Source organism: Romboutsia sp. (assembly GCF_051659545.1).
In the GTDB taxonomy this organism is placed as follows: Bacteria; Bacillota; Clostridia; order Peptostreptococcales; family Peptostreptococcaceae; genus JBOFOR01.
This window is the reverse complement of the sequence record NZ_JBOFOR010000104.1, coordinates 1-18,181: the sequence shown is the minus strand read 5'-3', so window position 1 is coordinate 18,181 and position 18,181 is coordinate 1. Positions and strand designations below refer to the sequence as shown.

Below are 18,181 nucleotides of genomic sequence, written 5' to 3'. Positions count from 1 at the left end.
GACCTAGAAAACATATTTTATTTAATGATTTCTAGGTCTTAGATACTTAAATTTATTTACAGAATTAAGCTATTATTTGTTGCGTAAGTTATGAATATTTTTACGACACTCTAATGCTTGTTGAGAATAAAATGCTGCAAGTTCTAGAGCCGAATTTGCCTGTGCATTTAGCTTATTACCTTTTTCTAAGGCTACCTTAGCTTTGAAACATTCTATTTTAGCTTTTTCTTCAAATTCTTTAGCTTGTTCCTCTAACTCCTTAGCTTTGCATACAAGCTCATTGTGCTCTTTATCTAAAATTTGTGACTGTTCGTATAAGTCTTGATACATTTTTGTAAAGTAACTACATGGGTCTATATAAGTTTGAGCTATATTTGTATTTGATGATTTATTTATCTGACCATCAGTATCTTGATTTATATCATAACTAAACTTAACTGTTCCATAGTTACTAATTGGATTTGGGCAAGGTAGTGTTTCAACATTTACCATGAATGCTACAGTTATAACTTCATTTATACCTAAATTTCCTATAGTTACTCCCGTTGGAGGATATACTGTTGCTCCAGGGAAGGACATACTATTTAAGGTTACTGAGTTTGGTACAAAGGCAGTTCCATTTGGTATTGTATCTACAAAATGAACATTATAGGCTATAGTATTTCCTACATTCTCTAAAACGATAGTATATTTTATTTGCATTCCTACAAATCCCGTACAACAACTAGCTGTTTTTTTACCACTTATTATGGCTGCAATTATTTTTGTTAGAACAGTATTTGTATCTACTGTATTACTTTTACTTCTTCCACTCTCTGGATTAACTATATAGTCATAGCCTAAAGTTCCACTATTATAAATATCTTTTACACTTAACTCATTATCTACTACAACTTTAAATGTTAATGTTGTAATAGCTCCAGCAGATATAATACCTAGATTAACTCCTGCAGGATCTCCTGGATTTCTTCCATATTGTACTACTCCATTTAATGTAAATGAATTTGGTACAAATGTTGTTCCTTGTGGTATTGTATCTTTAAATATAGTATTATTTGCATTTGTATTTCCTGTATTTTCAAAAGTTATTGTATAAGTTAATACATCTCCTATTGTTGCACTTTCTTTATCTACAGATTTAATTGGATTTTCTATTCTAGCTAAATTAACTTTAGTATCTACCACATTTGATACAGCACTTTTTCTTGAGATTGTTCCGAGCTCTTTATTTGAAACATAATTAAATATTACTGTCATATCATTATCAATAATATTATTATTAGGAAGTGTGTCTACAATAACGTCATAAGTTACAGTAACTACTGCTCCTTTTCCTACTGTTCCTATATACAAGCCATCTGGAGGACTTATAGATGCTCCTATTTGAGGTGAACCATTTACAGTGATTGATCCTGGGATAAATGTTGTACTATCAGGGATTGTATCTATAAATACTAAATCAGTTTGCTCTGTGTTTAATACATTTTTCCATACTAAGGTATAAGTTAATGTATCTCCAACTGTAGCATATTTAGTGTTGACAGATTTAACTGGTTTTGTGTTAGGGCTTATAAATGTTGGTACTGTATTTGTATTAAATGCTTCATTAACTTTAATTCCTAGCACTGGGTCTACAGTGAAATTATATTTTGCAGTTCCTGTGTTTAAAGTAGGGTTAGGTGTTGGTACTGTTGTTACAAGTACTTTGAATTGTATATTAACACTTCCTCCTGGACTTAAGTTTGGAAGAATTGCTCCAGCAGGTGGTGCAACTGTAGCTCCTGGTACTGTAACTCCATTTATAGCTACACTGTTTTGAACAAATTGAGTTCCATTTGGTATTGTATCTACAAATGAAATATTGTTAGTACTTACATTTCCTGAATTTAAAAGGTCTATAGAGTAAGTTATAACATCTCCGACAAAAGCATCGCTCATATTTACTGATTTTGTACCTTTTATAGTAGCGTTATTAATTGTCGTACTTACTATATTGCTATTTCCACTTGAATTAACGCCTATTCCAAGTACAGGGTCTACAGTATAGCTAAATGTTGTTGTAGATGAGTTTGAAATAGGATTTGGTGATGGAACTGTACTTATTACTACTGCAAAAGTTACAGTAGAAGTACTTTTAGCAGGTATAGTTCCTATACTAACTCCAGTTGGAGGTGATGGGTTTTTACCAGTTTGAGTTATTCCATTTATTTTTAATGAATTAAGAACAAATGTTGTGTCAGTTGGTATTGTATCTGTAAATACTATATTATAAGCAGTTGTATTTCCTGTATTTGCTATACCAATGCTATAATTTACTACATCTCCTAATTTTGCAAATTTCTTATCTACAGACTTAGTATTTAATAAATCCGCATGATTTACTAAAGTATCAACTTCATTAGTAACATTACTATTTCTAATACTAATACTTAATGTAGGATCTACTATAAAATCATAAGTCGCAGTTCCTTTATTTGGAATAGGATTAGGTGATGGTATTGTATTTACTATTACCTCAAATGTTATTATAGATGTTTGGCTACCCATTATAGAACCTACACTTATTCCTGTTGGAGGAATTGGCGATGACCCAATTTGAGGTATTCCATTTACGGTAACACTATCTGGAATGAAAGATGTTCCATTTGGTATTGTATCTATGAAAGCAACATTGTCTGCAGTTTGATTTCCTGAATTAGTTAAGGCAACAGTATAAGTTATAGTTGTTCCTATATCAGCAAAATTATTATCTACACTTTTTATAGGATTTGAAAGATCTGCAAAGTTAGTAGTTGTATATACTAAATTAGTGTTGCCACCTGAACTATTTCTTTGCCCTGTTTGGTCATTTACAATATAATCATACAATACTGTTCCACCGTTAATTATAATATTTCCAAGAGAAATAGTAGATACTTTAACTTGGAAGCCTAAAGTTGTTATTGAGCCAACTGGTATATTACCTATATTTACACCTGTAGGGTATTCTGGGCTTTGACCTGGTTGAGTAGCGCTATTTATAGTGAATGAATTTGGTACATAAGTTGTTCCAGTTGGTATTGTATCTTTAAAAATAAGATTTAAAGCTGTAGTAGTACCTGTATTATTGAATGATATTGTGTAAGTTAAAGTGTCTCCAATTGTTGTAAAACTTTTATCAACTTGCTTGTTTAGATTTGAAATTTTAGCAATATTAATTGTAGTAGTTACAGTATTAGAAATATTACCACTTGTAAAACTAGTTCCAAGTGTAGGGTCTACTATATAGCTAAATGTTGATGTAGCATTATTAGCTATAGGATTAGGGCTTGGAATTGTACTTACAATTACATCAAATGTTACTGTAAGACTTTGACCTGCTGCTAATGTTCCTAAACTCAAGCCACTTGGAGGTTCTATAGTGGAGCCTATTTGAGGGACTGTATTTATCTTGATAGAATCTGGTACAAATGTTGTTCCAGTTGGTATTGTATCTATAAATACTAAGTTATTTTGATCTATACTTAAGGTATTTTTCAATGATAGTGTATAAGTTAAGGTATCTGATAATGTTGCATATCCTTTATCTACTGATTTAATAAGATTTGTATTTTCATTTATAAATGTTGATACTGAATTTGTGTTACCTCCTCCAATACCTGTAGTACCTAATGTTGGATCAACTATGAAATCAAACTTAGTTGTACCTGTATTTATAGTAGGGTTTGGAGTAGGAACTGTGATTGCAGTCACTTTAAATGTTAAAGTAGAAGTTTGATTTATTCCTAAATTAGGTAGTGATACACCGTTAGGTGGTGCTACAGTAGCTCCTGTTTGTTGGATTCCATTTATTTGTAAAGAATTTGAAACAAAAGATGTTCCATTTGGTATTGTATCTATAAAAACAAGATTGTTTGCTGTTGTATTACCTGTATTGTTAAATACTATAGTGTAAATTATATTATCTCCTACAAGTACATTAGCGGCATTTACTGATTTTATAGCACTTACAACAACATCCTTTACTGTAGTATTTACTGTATTACTATTAGAGCTACCTGTAGTTGAAGTTCCAAGTGTAGGATCTATTATATAACTATATTGTGTAGTTGAGGAGTTCAAAATGGCATTTGGACTTGGTATTGTATTTACAGTTACTTTAAATGTTACTGTAGAAGTACCTCCTCCAGGTATTGTACCTATATTTACTCCTGCTGGAGGAGATGGATTTGATCCTGCTATAGTTGTGCCATTTACAGTTAATGAATTTATAACAAGAGTTGTATTTGTTGGTATAGTATCTGTAAAAATTATATTGTTAGCACTAGTATTACCTGTATTTGTTATACCAATAGTGTAAATCAGTGTATCTCCAACCATTGCAAATTCTTTGTTTACGCTTTTTATAGTATTTAAATTTGCATTATTTACAAAAGTACTTACCGTATTAGTAACACCACTTCCCCTAGCGGTCGAACCTATTGTAGGATCTAGTATATATTGATATGTGGCAGTTCCATTATTTAAAATAGGATTTGGCGAAGGTATTGTGTTTACTATTACTTTGAATCTTACTGTTGATATTTGTGATGGCCCTATATCACCTACACTTACTCCTGTTGGTGGAATTGGTGATGCCCCTGCTATAGTTGTTCCATTTACTAAAACACTATTTACTACAAATGATGTTCCATTTGGTATTGTATCTATAAAGGCTACATTATTTGCAGTAGTATTTCCTGTGTTTCTTAAGACTATAAAATAATTTAATATATTACCTATATCAGCAGAAGATATATCTACACTCTTTATAGGATTTTTAATATCAGCATAATTAACTTTTGTATTTACTATATTACTATTTGTACTTCCACTATTCGTATTGCCAATTGAAGGATCTACTATATAATCATATATTATATTAGCAGAGTTTGGAATAGGATTAGGGCTTGGTACAGTATCTACTGTTACTTGGAATGTTATAGTAGTAGTTCCAACTGGTATTGATGTTATATTATATCCTGGAGGAGAAGGATTTGCTCCTGGCTGTGCAACTGAATTTATCATTAATGAATTTTGTACAAATGTAGTATTATTTGGTATTGTATCCTTAAATACTACATTAATTGCAGTTGTTGTACCTGTATTTGTTATTGTTACAGTATAATTTAACGTATCTCCAACGCTTACTACACTTTTATCTACAGCTTTTATACTACTTAAATTAGCCGAATTAATTGTTGTAGTAACTATATTTGAGTTGAATGACCCACCTGGAATAGTAGTTATAGAGAATGAATAGTTTGTAGTCGAGCTATTTTGTACTAAATTAGGTGAAGGTACAGTGTTTACTAAAACTTTAAAACTTATTGTGCTTAATTGATCTGGTACAAGAGTAGCTAGAGTTATTCCAGATGGAGGAGCTGGTGACCCAGGAATGGTTACCCCATCAATAGTTAAACTTCCTGCTACAATTGATGTTCCATTTGGTATTGTGTCTATAATATTAATATTAATAGCTGTATTCATAGATGCATTTACCAATGCTATTGTATAGGTTAATATATCATTTATGCCTGCATAGCTTTTATCGACAATTTTTTTTGTGCTTACAGGATGTGGAGTATTTCTTATAGTTACGATTATATTGTCCCCTATTGTAGTAGTAGCGCTTTGACCCAAAGTATTTATGCCTGATACGTCTGTTCCACCTGATACATTTGTTGCACTAACTATTTGAGTGTATTGACTCAATAAACCAAAACTTCCTGAAGCCATTGCCTCATCAAAACTATAAGCATTCCCTGGAGGTACATCGTATACTATGGCCTCTGTTGATGTTTGAGGGCCTGTTGTACTTCCTGTTGTAGTATTTATAGTACTTGGAATACCTGTTATATTTAAATTAAATTGATCACTTGAAAATATCCTTTTAGTGATATCTTTAATTAAAGTTACCTTAGTTAAGACTATACCAAATGCGACTCCTTCTAACTGACCTTGTAAAACAGAGACTAATGCTGAAACTTGAGTAGGTGAGTTAGATATTATTACTGGGCCTTGAACTTGACCTATAGGACCTGATGCTGATATTGTAACTGTACTAGATCCTATACCAGAAATACTAGGACCAAGTGGAGGTGGTGTAACAGGAGGTAAGTTTATTAATGAGCGCCAGATAGGTAAATTTGTTTTAAATACTATCTGTTCTTGGTCAGTACTTTCTCCATCAGCTGCAACTATTGAATAATTTGTTATTGCATTCCCAAGTGGATCTCTAACGGATATATTGCTAAGAGTTATCAATGATGTAGCTGATGGTAGAGTAATGTTTACTGAATATAAAACAACATTTCCATTTATACCCAAGTATCCAGTATTTCCAAAAGCAGCCCCACCATATACTGGTGGTATAGAAGCCTTAAAAGTTTCTCCTCCCGAAACAACTGCAGTATTACTCAAATCAAATGTTATAGTTGATCCATCTGGAAAGGATGCGCTAACTCCAGGAACTAAATTTCCTGGACCTAATACTAACGTTCCGAAATCTATCCATCCGATTGCACTTGCAAGTGGTCCAGTTGATGGATTTGCGAACTTAATTGTTGCCATAAAATCATTCCTTTCTTTTCAAATTATAGGTGTTTTAAAAAATAATACATATTGTCTAGATTAATAATATTTAGTAAAGGTTTTAAAGAATATAAAAACTCAATTTAATTGGTTAATATTTCTTATTTTACAATATGCCCCAAAAGAAAAAAATGCACGTTAACTATAAAAAATATACAAATAAAAATAGTTAAGATGATTTGTCTTTGACAATTCATCTTAACTATTTTTACAATAACTTATAGAAATTTTAGCAATTCTTACTTTGACAAGAACAGTTAGGAGTGCAACAATCACTGCCGCAATTAGATCTACATTCACATGAGTTCCTTGTATTTTTGTAGCATTCTGATGCTTTTTGAGAATAGAAATTAGCAAGATCTAATAAACGATTAGATTCTGCTTCTATTTTATAAGCTTTATCCCAATATTCCTTGGCTTCGTTACAGAAACAATTCGCTTTACATTCTAATTCTCTTGCATGTTCTTCTAATTTTTTTGACTCACATATGAATTTATTAGCCTCTTCTTGAAGGCAATATCCTTTTTCAGACAATTCATCAGATTTCGCTTTATACTTATCGCAATTTCCTATGTTTTCTGCCTGGCAATCAGAATGAGAACAATTTTTTGAATTACCTTCATAACAGTTACCCATAGCTAAATAACCTCTCTTTTAGATATTAAGATTTAATCATCTTACTATTTAATATATGTTTTTGGAGAATTATAGTTACTATTTTATTTAAAGATCAATTTACAAATAAAGAATTAAGTTGTATTATAGTACACCCTCTATAGAAATTAAGCTTGATACAAATACTCCTCTTTGACTGGTTGTTTTATAAAAGATATTATCACAATTAGCTTTAAAAACCACATCTTCGCTATTACAGTCACTTGGTAGATTTATAAAAATAGTAAAAGGATCAGTTCTTTCTAGTACATAAACTGATGGATTTTCATTATTTGATAAATACTCAACCCTATTTATTACAAATCCATTTACAATGACTTTTTTGCCAGTTGAGGAGAAATTATCAACTGATTTATTTTTTATACTATCTATATCATAATAATGCTCAATTTTTGCATTAGAAGTAACACTTGCAATATCTGAAATACTTGGCTCAAAGTCTTTTAGTATATATTCATTTTCTATACTAAACTGTTTGAATGTTGATAATGCACCCTCAAAGTATAAAATATTACTTTTCATGTTAATATTTTTTAAGTTAGTATCATCAAGTGAGTAGGAGTAAAATATATCACTAAAATTCATTATTTTAGTACCAGAAGATTTTTGAATATATTCATATTCATAGCTCAGTAATATATTTTGGCCAGCATCTAAATCATTTAAAGCTATGCCATCTAGAGGACTTGTATTTTCTATGTTTTCACCATCTATATAAACAGAATTATCTACAAAAGATAAGTTAGTTTCAATGTTATCTTTAAAATATAATAATTTTAAATCTACACTTCCAGTATTGTTTAGTATAGTTTGTATTTTTACAATATCACCATTTTGTAAGTAGTCAGAGGATGCTGTTTTTACTATATCAAGAGATATATTTTCTACATTTAAAATTGTTTCATTACTTATAAAGCTCTTATTTATAACACTTTCATGACTTGAGTATTGACCATATAAAATACCATTAATTTTAACTTGTTTTTTGTAGGGGAAATTAGATACATAAAAACTAAAACTAACAATTATAGATTCGTTTGAGTTTAAAGCTCCTATATTTATTAAATCAGATGAATTACTTATATCTATTTGTTTACCATTAACATAAAGGCTATTTTCAACGTATTGAATACATTCTGGTAGATTTAAACTTAATTTTATATCACTACATTTTATATTTCCTGTATTTACTATATTGAATATATAATTAGTTTTGCTATCTAGCATCAAAGTATTAGAACTACATTTCCCAGTAATATCTAAGGAGTAATTTTTTATGTTTAAACTTAACTTATTAGATTTTTTTATTATTTCAACTGGAGGGTATCCATCAAGAATACTATATCTTGCAACTACTTCGCTTTCGGGTAAAATAGTTTCATGCAGAGGTAAAGTATCCACTTTATACCTAATAGCTATATTTACAGTTTCATTAATATCAATTACATCTATTGATATTGATTTATTATTTTCTTTGTAAGTTCCATTTATAAAAATAGTATTGCTACATCTTTTCAAGAATTCACTTTCATTTAAAAATAAGTGGACATCCCTTAAAGCTATATTGCCAGTATTTTTTATGTTTATATTTTTAGTGAATTCTCTATCTATTTCAATATCTTTGTCCGAAATAAATTTATTTACCTCTAAATTAGGATTTACAATTACAATACTTTCATTAAAAATGTTACTTTTTTTGCAAGGGGATTGATTTTGTATATCTCTAAATGTATAATCTAAGGCAAAAGACACATCTAAGTTATATTTTTCTATAAATGAATGCTTTGCATAAAATTCTACATTTACAATTTGAGATATGTTTAAATTAGGCAACTTTATAAAGTTTTGTAACTTTTCACTGTATAGAGCATTATTTATTTTAAGTGTATTTCTATCTAACACTAAATCTGGTGGAAAATTAAAGTTTAAATATATATTTTCAAGACCTACATTTCCTTTATTCTCAAAACTTAAGTTGAAAAAAATATAATCTCCGCTATAGCAGTATTTATAATTTATATTGTCTTTTATAAATAAGTTATTATCTTTTATATAAAGGCTAGGATTATTTATATAAAGCTTACATTTTGTACTGTATATAGTTTTAGGTTCATATATATCTTTATTCAAGAAACTATAATCTAAACTAACTCTACTATCTATAGGGTTAGGTTTTGAAATATCTATTATTTTAAGCTCATATGATACATTTATAACTTCATTAGGACTTACTTTATATATAGATACACCTTTAAATATATCAGCATTGTAAACGTTTTCGTTGTTTATAAGTAAACTTCCTTCAACAAATTCTAGTGAATTATTTATAGGTTCATAAATCTTCAAATGTTTACATTCAACACGACCTGTATTTTCAATTAGAAGACTTGAAGTTACTACATCTCCTATTTGAGCAGTTACCTTACTTAGTTTTCTTTTGAAATTATTATTTCCTATTTTTGCTTCAATCATATTTTTTTCAACCTCATTTAGATAAGACATTTTAAAACTTACTTTATTACTATTAATTATAAAATGTTGATTTACATTACTATAGAGTAGAACTTGATATAAATCAGTATTATCAGATAAAGTAGTAACTTTTGTTTTATAAGTAATATTTAAACTTTCATCAGGTTCTAGTTCCCCTAATACAATATCTTCGCTTAGATTTTCGCCAACTCTAAAAATATCATTTACTGTTAATGAATGTTCTATAAATTTTAAATTGTTATTTCTATTATTTTTGAGTATTAAATTTGCCATTGTAGAATGGGTAGTATTATTAATTTTTATTGTATGAGTTAAGATATCGCCATTAAAGACGTCCGTATTATCTATTTCATAAGTAAATTCTAAATTTAAATTTTCATGGATGTCAACATGTGTTGCTTTATTTTTCACTAATATCACCTACTTAAAAATACTTTTCTTTATTATTAATATGAAAAAAAAAATATATTATTAATAAAAGCACAATTTTATAAATAATCATATATTATAGTATGGCAACTAAATTGTCTATAGAATATATAGAATATAAGGAGGGCGTTATTGTGTCAAAAAATACAAAACAAAATAATTGTAAATGTAATTGTTCTTCAGGACTTAGTATAGCAAGCGGAAATTCTCTTGATGTTGATGTTAATTATTGCGAAAGTGAAATAAGAGCTGATATAGTTGTATCTGAATTTAAATCAGTTAGATTGTGGGGCAGAGTAGTTAATTGTGAGGGGAAACCCGTATCAAATGCATTAGTAAAATTACTAAAAGTTATTTGTGATGGAAGTTGTATGTATTATCAAGGTGTAGCTCATACTATAAGTGATTGTGATGGGTTCTATCAATTTGAACTATGTTCTTGTGATGAAGACGGAGAAACACCTTGTTACAAAGTATTAGTAAGTAAAGCTGCTTATGGACCAGAAAGAGTAATACCTTATGCTAATGGAAACTGCAACCCTTGTGATCCTTGCGATGGATATCCATTTGATCCGTGCAGAGAATATGATCCAATAATAGCTAAACCAGGTGAAGTCGGATTAGGCGGACAATGTTGTGATAATAATTCGGAATGTTACAATGAAAAAACAAATAGAAGACCTAGACGCTAAATTTATTAATAAAACAAGTAAGTAGAGCATTTATTAAATTATATTTAATTTAATAGATAGAAATGACAAAAATTCAAACTTAATGTAGGGAAAGGGATGCTAAATACTCACTTTCCCTACATGTTATGTATTGAAATATACATACGTTATAAAAAAACAGAAACTGACTTCTCAATGTATCTAAATACTGATGGTTGTTACGGATAAGGAGCATTAAATTAGATCTGGATGCGATAATATATATATTTAATAAATTATGTATTATAGTTGATTATAATATAATAAAATTAATCATAGAGAGATAGTTATAATTGAATTCATAGAAAAAAATTGTACTTTTATTATATAAACTGAGTTATAACTAAGATTAAATTATAGGTGATGATTATGCAAAAAGTTGGATTAGTTAAATCGAAAAAGAACTTATCAGAATTTAGTACCACTATAAAAGAGTTTAAAAGAATAGATTTAGAAGACAAGGAAATAGGTACTATCTCATCAGCAATAATACATTGTACAATAAAAAATATGAATTTTGATAAAAATTCATCAAGTTTGTATTTATTATTAAACATTTCTATTAAAATTATCTACTCAATAGATGAATCGAATACATTATATGTATTCGAAGATAATTTTCTGAATTTAGAAAGTATAAATCTACCAAATAAAATAGAAGGTTATAGTTCTTATAGTATGTATATGAATAAAAAATTATTAAATGAAATTTTCATAGAAAACTTAGATGTAAAAGTAGTTAATAACAATATTTTAATATCTTATTATTTAGGAATAGATGTTAAAATAAATGCATCTCACTATATAGCATTTACTATAGACAATGGATTTGGTGAAAATATATTTATGTCATACAGTAACGGTAAGGGATTAACTCAAAGAACTTTCTTCAATAATATAGAGCTACTAAATATAAAGTTTAAACCTAATTCATCGGATTTACTTTTCTTAGGAAAAAACAATGATAATACAAATTTATATTATATAAGTGAAGATACAAAACAGCCTGATAAACTTATTGATTTTGATAATATAACTAACTTCCTTATTGATAAGAATAACATTATTTTTACAAATAAAACTGAAGATCAAGAGCAAATATATGAGTTTAATTTAGCTAATAAAAGAACTAAAAAACTTACAAGCGATAAAATAAGCACAAAAAATACAAACCCTTACTATGACCACAATAAAAAAATATTATATTTTTTGGCATTTAAAGAAGAAAAACTAATGTTATATTCGATGGATAAAAACAATAGTATTGCATCTATATTTGAGTATGAAAATGTATTAGACTATTTTGTTAGTTATAGTGGCGATAGTATTATAATTAAGATAAGTAGAAATGATAAAATACAACTTTACACATTGGATGTAGATACGAATTTCTTAAATCCGATAAACTTAGATTTTGATTTTGATGATATAATAAACGTTAAATTTATAAAAGATAGTACAAATAAAAAAGAAATTTTGATTTTTTACAAAGAAAATAATATATCAAAGCTTATAAAATATGATTTGATATACTTTGATATAGAAAGAATCTCTGATAATAATTTTATTATACAAGACTTTGATATAGACGTTGATTCAAGTAACATCTATATATGTAGTAAAGATAATAAGTTTGGATACATACAAAAAATTAATAAAAATTTAGAAACAGAAATGCTTTTAAATACACCAAGCTCAATAAATAAGATAACTCTTAGGGGGTAATTTATGAATGATTTAATTGAATTTAGCGGAATAGATTCCCTAGGAGATTATGAATTTAAACATAGCATAAGTGAAAAAATAGAAGGACATGCAAAAATTGAAGGTTATGCAAAAAGTTTGAGTGGAGCATCTATACACAAAGAAATAATAAATCATAAAGTTATAGATGCATTTGAAGAAGTAAATTATGAGGGAGAAGAGTTTCATTTTAATATAATAATTTTTCAATGTAAGTTTAGTATTTACTTTGAATATGGAGATAGTGAAAATTTTGGAACTTTAAATGTATTAAATCATGTAGTGTATAAAACATTTTACACATCTTTAAAAGATTACGATGATAGTTATTTGGATTTGAGTATTTTAGCTACAAATTTATTTGCAACTATAGTTAATTCTAATGAAATATTTTATTGTGCAAATATAGCTATATGTATAAATTAAAAAGTATAAGATTATTTATTTGCAACAAGTTTAGGAGTTTAATATAAAATATAAACGTAAACAAAAACAAATTTGTAAACATTTAAAATTACTAATATGTAAATTTTTGCCTTTAACTAGCTAATGGGAGAAGTAGTAGAGAGGGAGTTAGGTATGGAAAGTATAAATTTTTTAGGTATATCAAATGAATACAATTTGTTGTCTAGAGCATTTTGTGTAGACATGATAGATGATGAAATTTTATTAAATAAAAATATAAATCAAATAACAAAAATATCTGTTAAGTCTGAGTGCATATTTCATGATGATTCTAAAGTTAATAATAAATATTATGTGACTTGTCATTTGAGTATAAAAATCAGAGTAGATTATATATGTACCCAAAATATACTAAACTATCAAATAATGGATTTAGATAAATTAATAAGTATAGCAATAGATAAAAAATTGATAAATAAAAATATTAATATAGATAGTGAGATATTAGATTTTGGTATTAATGAAATACAGAATAATAAGATAATTTTTTATGTATTAACATCAAACGCATTAATAATATAAAGATACCGAGGGAGCATTTTATAATATAAAATGTTCCCTCGGTATCTTTATATTTACAAATATGTATGTAAAATTAAAAACGTAAATATAATAATATATACATGTATTATTACAAATTATTTACAGTGACTAAATTAGTGATATGGAATTAACACATTTAATTTTCAAAATCACGATATAGTGAAAGGTTAGAAAAATTATTGGAGAAAAAAATGAAATAGTAAGAATTTATAACTTTAAAATAATAAAAGATTGTAACCTGCGTAGCATAAAAATTCATATTATATAACACCTCACCATGTTCATTATAAAAAAATTAAATCAAAAGTTAAATAAAATAATGACATAATAAATTGGAGAGGTTAAAAACTCAACTAAGTAAATATCTGATAACGAATAAGGAGGAATGAATTATGGCTCTAGAAATATTTCAATCAAATACATTAATAATTCCTATGGATGTATTATATCAAAATAATGGAATGTTTAAAGCTTATGGATTAGTATACAAATTACTTTTAAATGGAATTCCAGTTAAATGGGCTATTCAGCCTGGAAAGGCCTTTGGTGGTACTGACTTTGTAGCATCTGCTCAAGATTTTCAAACTAGTACACCTATTTTAAATCATAATTACACAGGTGGACCATTTATTATAGACTCAGCATTTGAATCAGCCGCCGCACCAATTATAACAGCTTGGCAAGTTCTTAATCCAAATGTTAAAGTTCATCGTGCTACGGCTCAATTTCAAGCTAATATTGCAGCAACTATGACAAGTGCTCCAAGAATTGCAATTGAAGAAAATAATAATGGTATAATGAGAAACTATTTAAATATTGCAGGTATACCAGACTCTAATGGTAACTCATGGGTTAGTAGTTCACCTGATGTTCTTAGTGAAATAGATATAGCTAACGGAGCATTTTTTGGATATAGTTTAGCTACTTGTAGGAACATAGGGTATGATATTTTCCTTTCACCTCATACAGGGGAAGGTAACTGGGATTTACCTGCACTTGAATTCGAACTAAATGAGTATTTAAGACTCGGTGGATATTTACATGCAACTTGTGAGTCTGTAGAATCACTAGAAAATACGGTAGGTCCATTTTTAACTCAGACAGGTTTTCCAGGAACGGACAATAATAAAGGAGATGATGGTTCTTTTGTAGTTGATGTTCCAGATTTTCCAGTAGCGCAATCAGTTTCAACTACTCAAGTACAAGGATTACCGGGTGGAAGTTATGAAAGTACGTATCACTTGACTCCTGGGCTTGTATATAATTCACAAACTCAAATTATTGCACACTTCACAGAGGATGGAAAACAATACGACTTTATGATGGTTGGACCATATAAAAATGGAACAGGAGCAGGTAAAGTTGTATATGAAGGTGGGCATAATTATAGCCCAAAACTACCGTATACAAGTAATATGGAGAACTTATATTATAGATTTATATTAGATTCAATATTTTTTTCCATATCAAAATCTTTAATGTACCTTGAATTTACACCATCTGTATTAATACAAAATATTATAAATACTATAACATTCTCGATTATAAATAAAGGAGCAAGTACAGCTACTAATGCGAATTTTACAGTAGTTTTACCAGCAGGTATGACTTATAATAATGATGCAACAATTGCACCTACAAGTGTAGTTGGGCAAACTATAACTTGGAGTAGTGGAGCACTTGGAAATTTAGCGTCTGGAGTAGCATTAACTTTTACAGCTGGTTATATTCCAGTAGTTGCAGGAAGTGTTAAACTTGCAGACTTCTCATCATCATTTGGAGATAATTTTGATGAAACTTATTCATTTGATCAGTGCATTACAGCATCAGTTTCATCATATACACCTCCTACTTTAAGTGCTATAAAAAGCGTTGATAGATTGTTTTCTAGCAAAGATGAACTTTTAACTTACACTGTAACAATAGTAAATACTAGCACTATTGTTGCAACAAATGTCGTGTTTACTGATCCTACACCTAATGGCACTGAATTTGAACCAGGCTCTTTAAGTGTAAGCACTGCTTATACTGGAACAACTATTGCAGATGGTATAACGCTAACAACTATAAATCCAGGACAGACTGTAACCATAACATGGAAAGTTGAAGTTATGGAAATTGATGATATACCAATGTTTATATTAAATACTGGATCAGTTGCTATTCCAAATTTACCACCTCAAAATACAAATACTGTAAGTACTCAAATTAATCACGCTGATATAATACCCGTAAAATTAGTAGATAAAGAGTTATCATTTGTTGGAGAGACTTTAACTTATACGATTGGTTTTACAAATACAGGAAATGTAAGTGGAACGAACTTATTTTTTACAGATACAACACCAACAGCTACAACATTTATTGCAAATTCAATAACGATAGATGGAGTCACTATACCTGGTGCAACACTAGAACTTCCATCTGGAGGAGTAACACTCCCTGATTTAGGCGTAAATCAAAGTACTACTTTAACATTTAAAGTAGTTATAACTACGGTACCTAGCCCAGATCCTAATATACTAAATATAGGTGTAGTACAGTACGATCATATTGTTGATCCAAGTAGTCCTAATCTTGATCATGAAGTAAAGTATTCAAATATAGCTCATACTTTTACTTATCCACCAAGCGATGCATTTAAAATAGTAAATTTAGATTATGCAACAGTTGGAGATACTTTAACTTATATAATCAGTTGGCATAATGTATCCGGATTAGAGCAAACTAATATAGTTGTTGTTGATACACTTCCTAATGACACAACATTTGTATTAAACTCCGTAACCGTAGATGGAATAACTATACCAGATGCAACAGTAACGCCGCCAAATGGAATAAATGTAGGAACACTTGCAAATGATCAAAGAACTACAATAACATTTAAGGTAACTGTAGATACAATACCAAGCCCTAATCCTATCACAAATAAAGCTACTGTTATATATAGTACTACTATACCTCCAGGAAGAAATAGTCAAGTTACAACTGAAGACTATACCAATATAAATTATGCTAAAATATCAGATGCTGTAAAAAAAGTAGATAAAGATTTTGCAACAGTTGGAGATACTTTAACATATACTGTATCATTTATGTGTAGTGGAAATACAAGTGCTGTCAATGTTGTATTTGTAGATACAGTACCAAGAGATACATCAATTGTTCTAAATTCATTTATCTTCAATGGGATAAATTTAGGAACTCAAAATCCAAATCCTCCTAATGGTGTAAATTTAGGAACTATAGCAACAGGAACTATTAATACAGTAACATTCAAGGTAAAAGTAGATTTGATACCATTTCCAAATCCTGTTCCTAATGAGGCAACTATAAGGTATGATTATTTAGTTGATCCAATAATTAATTTATATAATAGTGATAATACATTTTCCAATGTTGTAAATACCCAAGTTAATTATATTGATTTAAATCCTTTAGAAAAATATGTAGACAAGAGTATTGCTACGTGTGGTGATATTATAACTTATACAATTTCTATTCCTAATGCAGGTAATACTGCTGCATTAAATGTAATTGTTCACGATACCGTACCAAATGGTACTAGTTTTATAGCGAACTCTTTAACTGTAAATGGAACTACTATTGCAGGCACTCCATCAAGTATAAATGTAGGAACTATTAGTTCAGGTACTAGTTCTACTATCAGTTTTAAGGTTATTGTGGATTGTTAAAATGTAATATTAAGTATAATACAAATATGTTTACCTAAATATAAATGTTTACATTTGAGTATATAAACACCTAAAAAGTATTAGCCCCCACATCAACACTCAGGTATTAAAAGTTGAGGGGGGGATAATTTGTAAGCATTTAATTTACATACACTAAAATATAAATACTTTGAAAAAAATTTTGGGGACTTATATAAAAAATATCTAATATATTTTCTAGAGATTTAAGTATATTAAAGTCCTAACAATTAATTTTAACTTTGAAAGTTACAACAGAAGTTCCACCAGCAGGTACAGTTCCAACATTTATACTGGTAGGAGTTACACCTATTGGGTTGCCATCTACTTGTAGGCCAACCTGCGTTTTTTCTGCAAAATAGCACCAAAGTTTGTTGAAGTTTAGTAATACCAATGAATATATCCATTAAATTATAGTTGATGCATTTATAAATAAGGTATAGCATTATAGATAAATAGAAATTTATTAATTGTAAATTTAAGGGGTGGAAAATGTGAATAGTAAATATGAACAGTGTATAAATGAATGGAATAATATCTTTTCAAAAGACGTTCATAAAGGATTAATAAAACAAAGTTCTGGGAATAAAATTCTTGATAGAGGAATTGAATGGATTTGTAATGGGGGTACCGTCCATGGCCGTCAACCTAAGAAGTCCTATTTTTCAGTTATGATATAATTTTTAATCATAATAGAAAGTAGGACTTAAATTTATGCATAAAAGAATTAAACATTTAATTAAGAATATGAAAGATGTATTTGACATTGATGAAATAAATAGAATAGCTAAAGAGAC

9 protein-coding genes are annotated in these 18,181 nt (G+C 28.7%); 5 read left to right on the top strand and 4 right to left on the bottom strand.

The window, feature by feature from the left end:
- Positions 1–72: 72 nt before the first annotated feature.
- The 3 genes from ACRC03_RS06320 to ACRC03_RS06310 form a co-directional block, all read right to left on the bottom strand.
- A complete protein-coding gene (locus ACRC03_RS06320) occupies positions 73–6,591 on the bottom strand; it encodes a hypothetical protein (protein ID WP_438651709.1) in 6,519 nt (2,172 codons plus the stop codon).
- Positions 6,592–6,841: 250 nt separating this feature from the next.
- The gene (locus tag ACRC03_RS06315) at positions 6,842–7,249 is read right to left on the bottom strand and encodes a hypothetical protein (protein WP_438651708.1); all 408 of its coding nucleotides are present in this window, start codon (positions 7,247–7,249) and stop codon (positions 6,842–6,844) included.
- A gap of 123 nt (positions 7,250–7,372) precedes the next feature.
- Positions 7,373–10,192, bottom strand: coding sequence for a hypothetical protein (locus tag ACRC03_RS06310; protein WP_438651707.1), 2,820 nt, complete (start codon positions 10,190–10,192; stop codon positions 7,373–7,375).
- A 152-nt stretch (positions 10,193–10,344) separates the two neighbouring features.
- Between ACRC03_RS06310 and ACRC03_RS06305 the strand changes: the two genes are divergently transcribed.
- From ACRC03_RS06305 to ACRC03_RS06285, 5 genes are all read left to right on the top strand, one after another.
- Entirely contained in the window at positions 10,345–10,902 is a 558-nt protein-coding gene (locus ACRC03_RS06305) for a hypothetical protein (protein WP_438651706.1), read from the top strand.
- A 387-nt stretch (positions 10,903–11,289) separates the two neighbouring features.
- Positions 11,290–12,645 carry a TolB family protein gene (locus ACRC03_RS06300; protein WP_438651705.1) on the top strand — a complete coding sequence of 452 codons (1,356 nt, stop codon included), beginning with the start codon at positions 11,290–11,292 and terminating at the stop codon, positions 12,643–12,645.
- 3 nt (positions 12,646–12,648) lie between these two features.
- The gene (locus tag ACRC03_RS06295) at positions 12,649–13,089 is read left to right on the top strand and encodes a hypothetical protein (RefSeq protein WP_438651704.1); all 441 of its coding nucleotides are present in this window, start codon (positions 12,649–12,651) and stop codon (positions 13,087–13,089) included.
- A 153-nt stretch (positions 13,090–13,242) separates the two neighbouring features.
- Positions 13,243–13,650, top strand: a complete 408-nt coding sequence (locus ACRC03_RS06290; RefSeq protein ID WP_438651703.1) for a hypothetical protein — start codon at positions 13,243–13,245, stop codon at positions 13,648–13,650.
- A gap of 413 nt (positions 13,651–14,063) precedes the next feature.
- The gene (locus ACRC03_RS06285) at positions 14,064–17,366 is read left to right on the top strand and encodes a hypothetical protein (RefSeq protein ID WP_438651702.1); all 3,303 of its coding nucleotides are present in this window, start codon (positions 14,064–14,066) and stop codon (positions 17,364–17,366) included.
- Between the two features lie 241 nt (positions 17,367–17,607).
- Here the strand turns inward: ACRC03_RS06285 and ACRC03_RS06280 are convergent, their stop codons facing one another.
- Positions 17,608–17,778, bottom strand: coding sequence for a hypothetical protein (locus tag ACRC03_RS06280; RefSeq protein WP_438651701.1), 171 nt, complete (start codon positions 17,776–17,778; stop codon positions 17,608–17,610).
- Positions 17,779–18,181 lie beyond the last annotated feature (403 nt).

Coding starts and splice junctions, on each gene's coding strand:
- ACRC03_RS06320 (WP_438651709.1), bottom strand. CDS start 6,591: ATGGCAACAATTAAGTTCGCAAATCCATCAACTGGACCACTTGCAAGT.
- ACRC03_RS06315 (WP_438651708.1), bottom strand. CDS start 7,249: ATGGGTAACTGTTATGAAGGTAATTCAAAAAATTGTTCTCATTCTGAT.
- ACRC03_RS06300 (WP_438651705.1), top strand. CDS start 11,290: ATGCAAAAAGTTGGATTAGTTAAATCGAAAAAGAACTTATCAGAATTT.
- ACRC03_RS06295 (WP_438651704.1), top strand. CDS start 12,649: ATGAATGATTTAATTGAATTTAGCGGAATAGATTCCCTAGGAGATTAT.
- ACRC03_RS06290 (WP_438651703.1), top strand. CDS start 13,243: ATGGAAAGTATAAATTTTTTAGGTATATCAAATGAATACAATTTGTTG.
- ACRC03_RS06285 (WP_438651702.1), top strand. CDS start 14,064: ATGGCTCTAGAAATATTTCAATCAAATACATTAATAATTCCTATGGAT.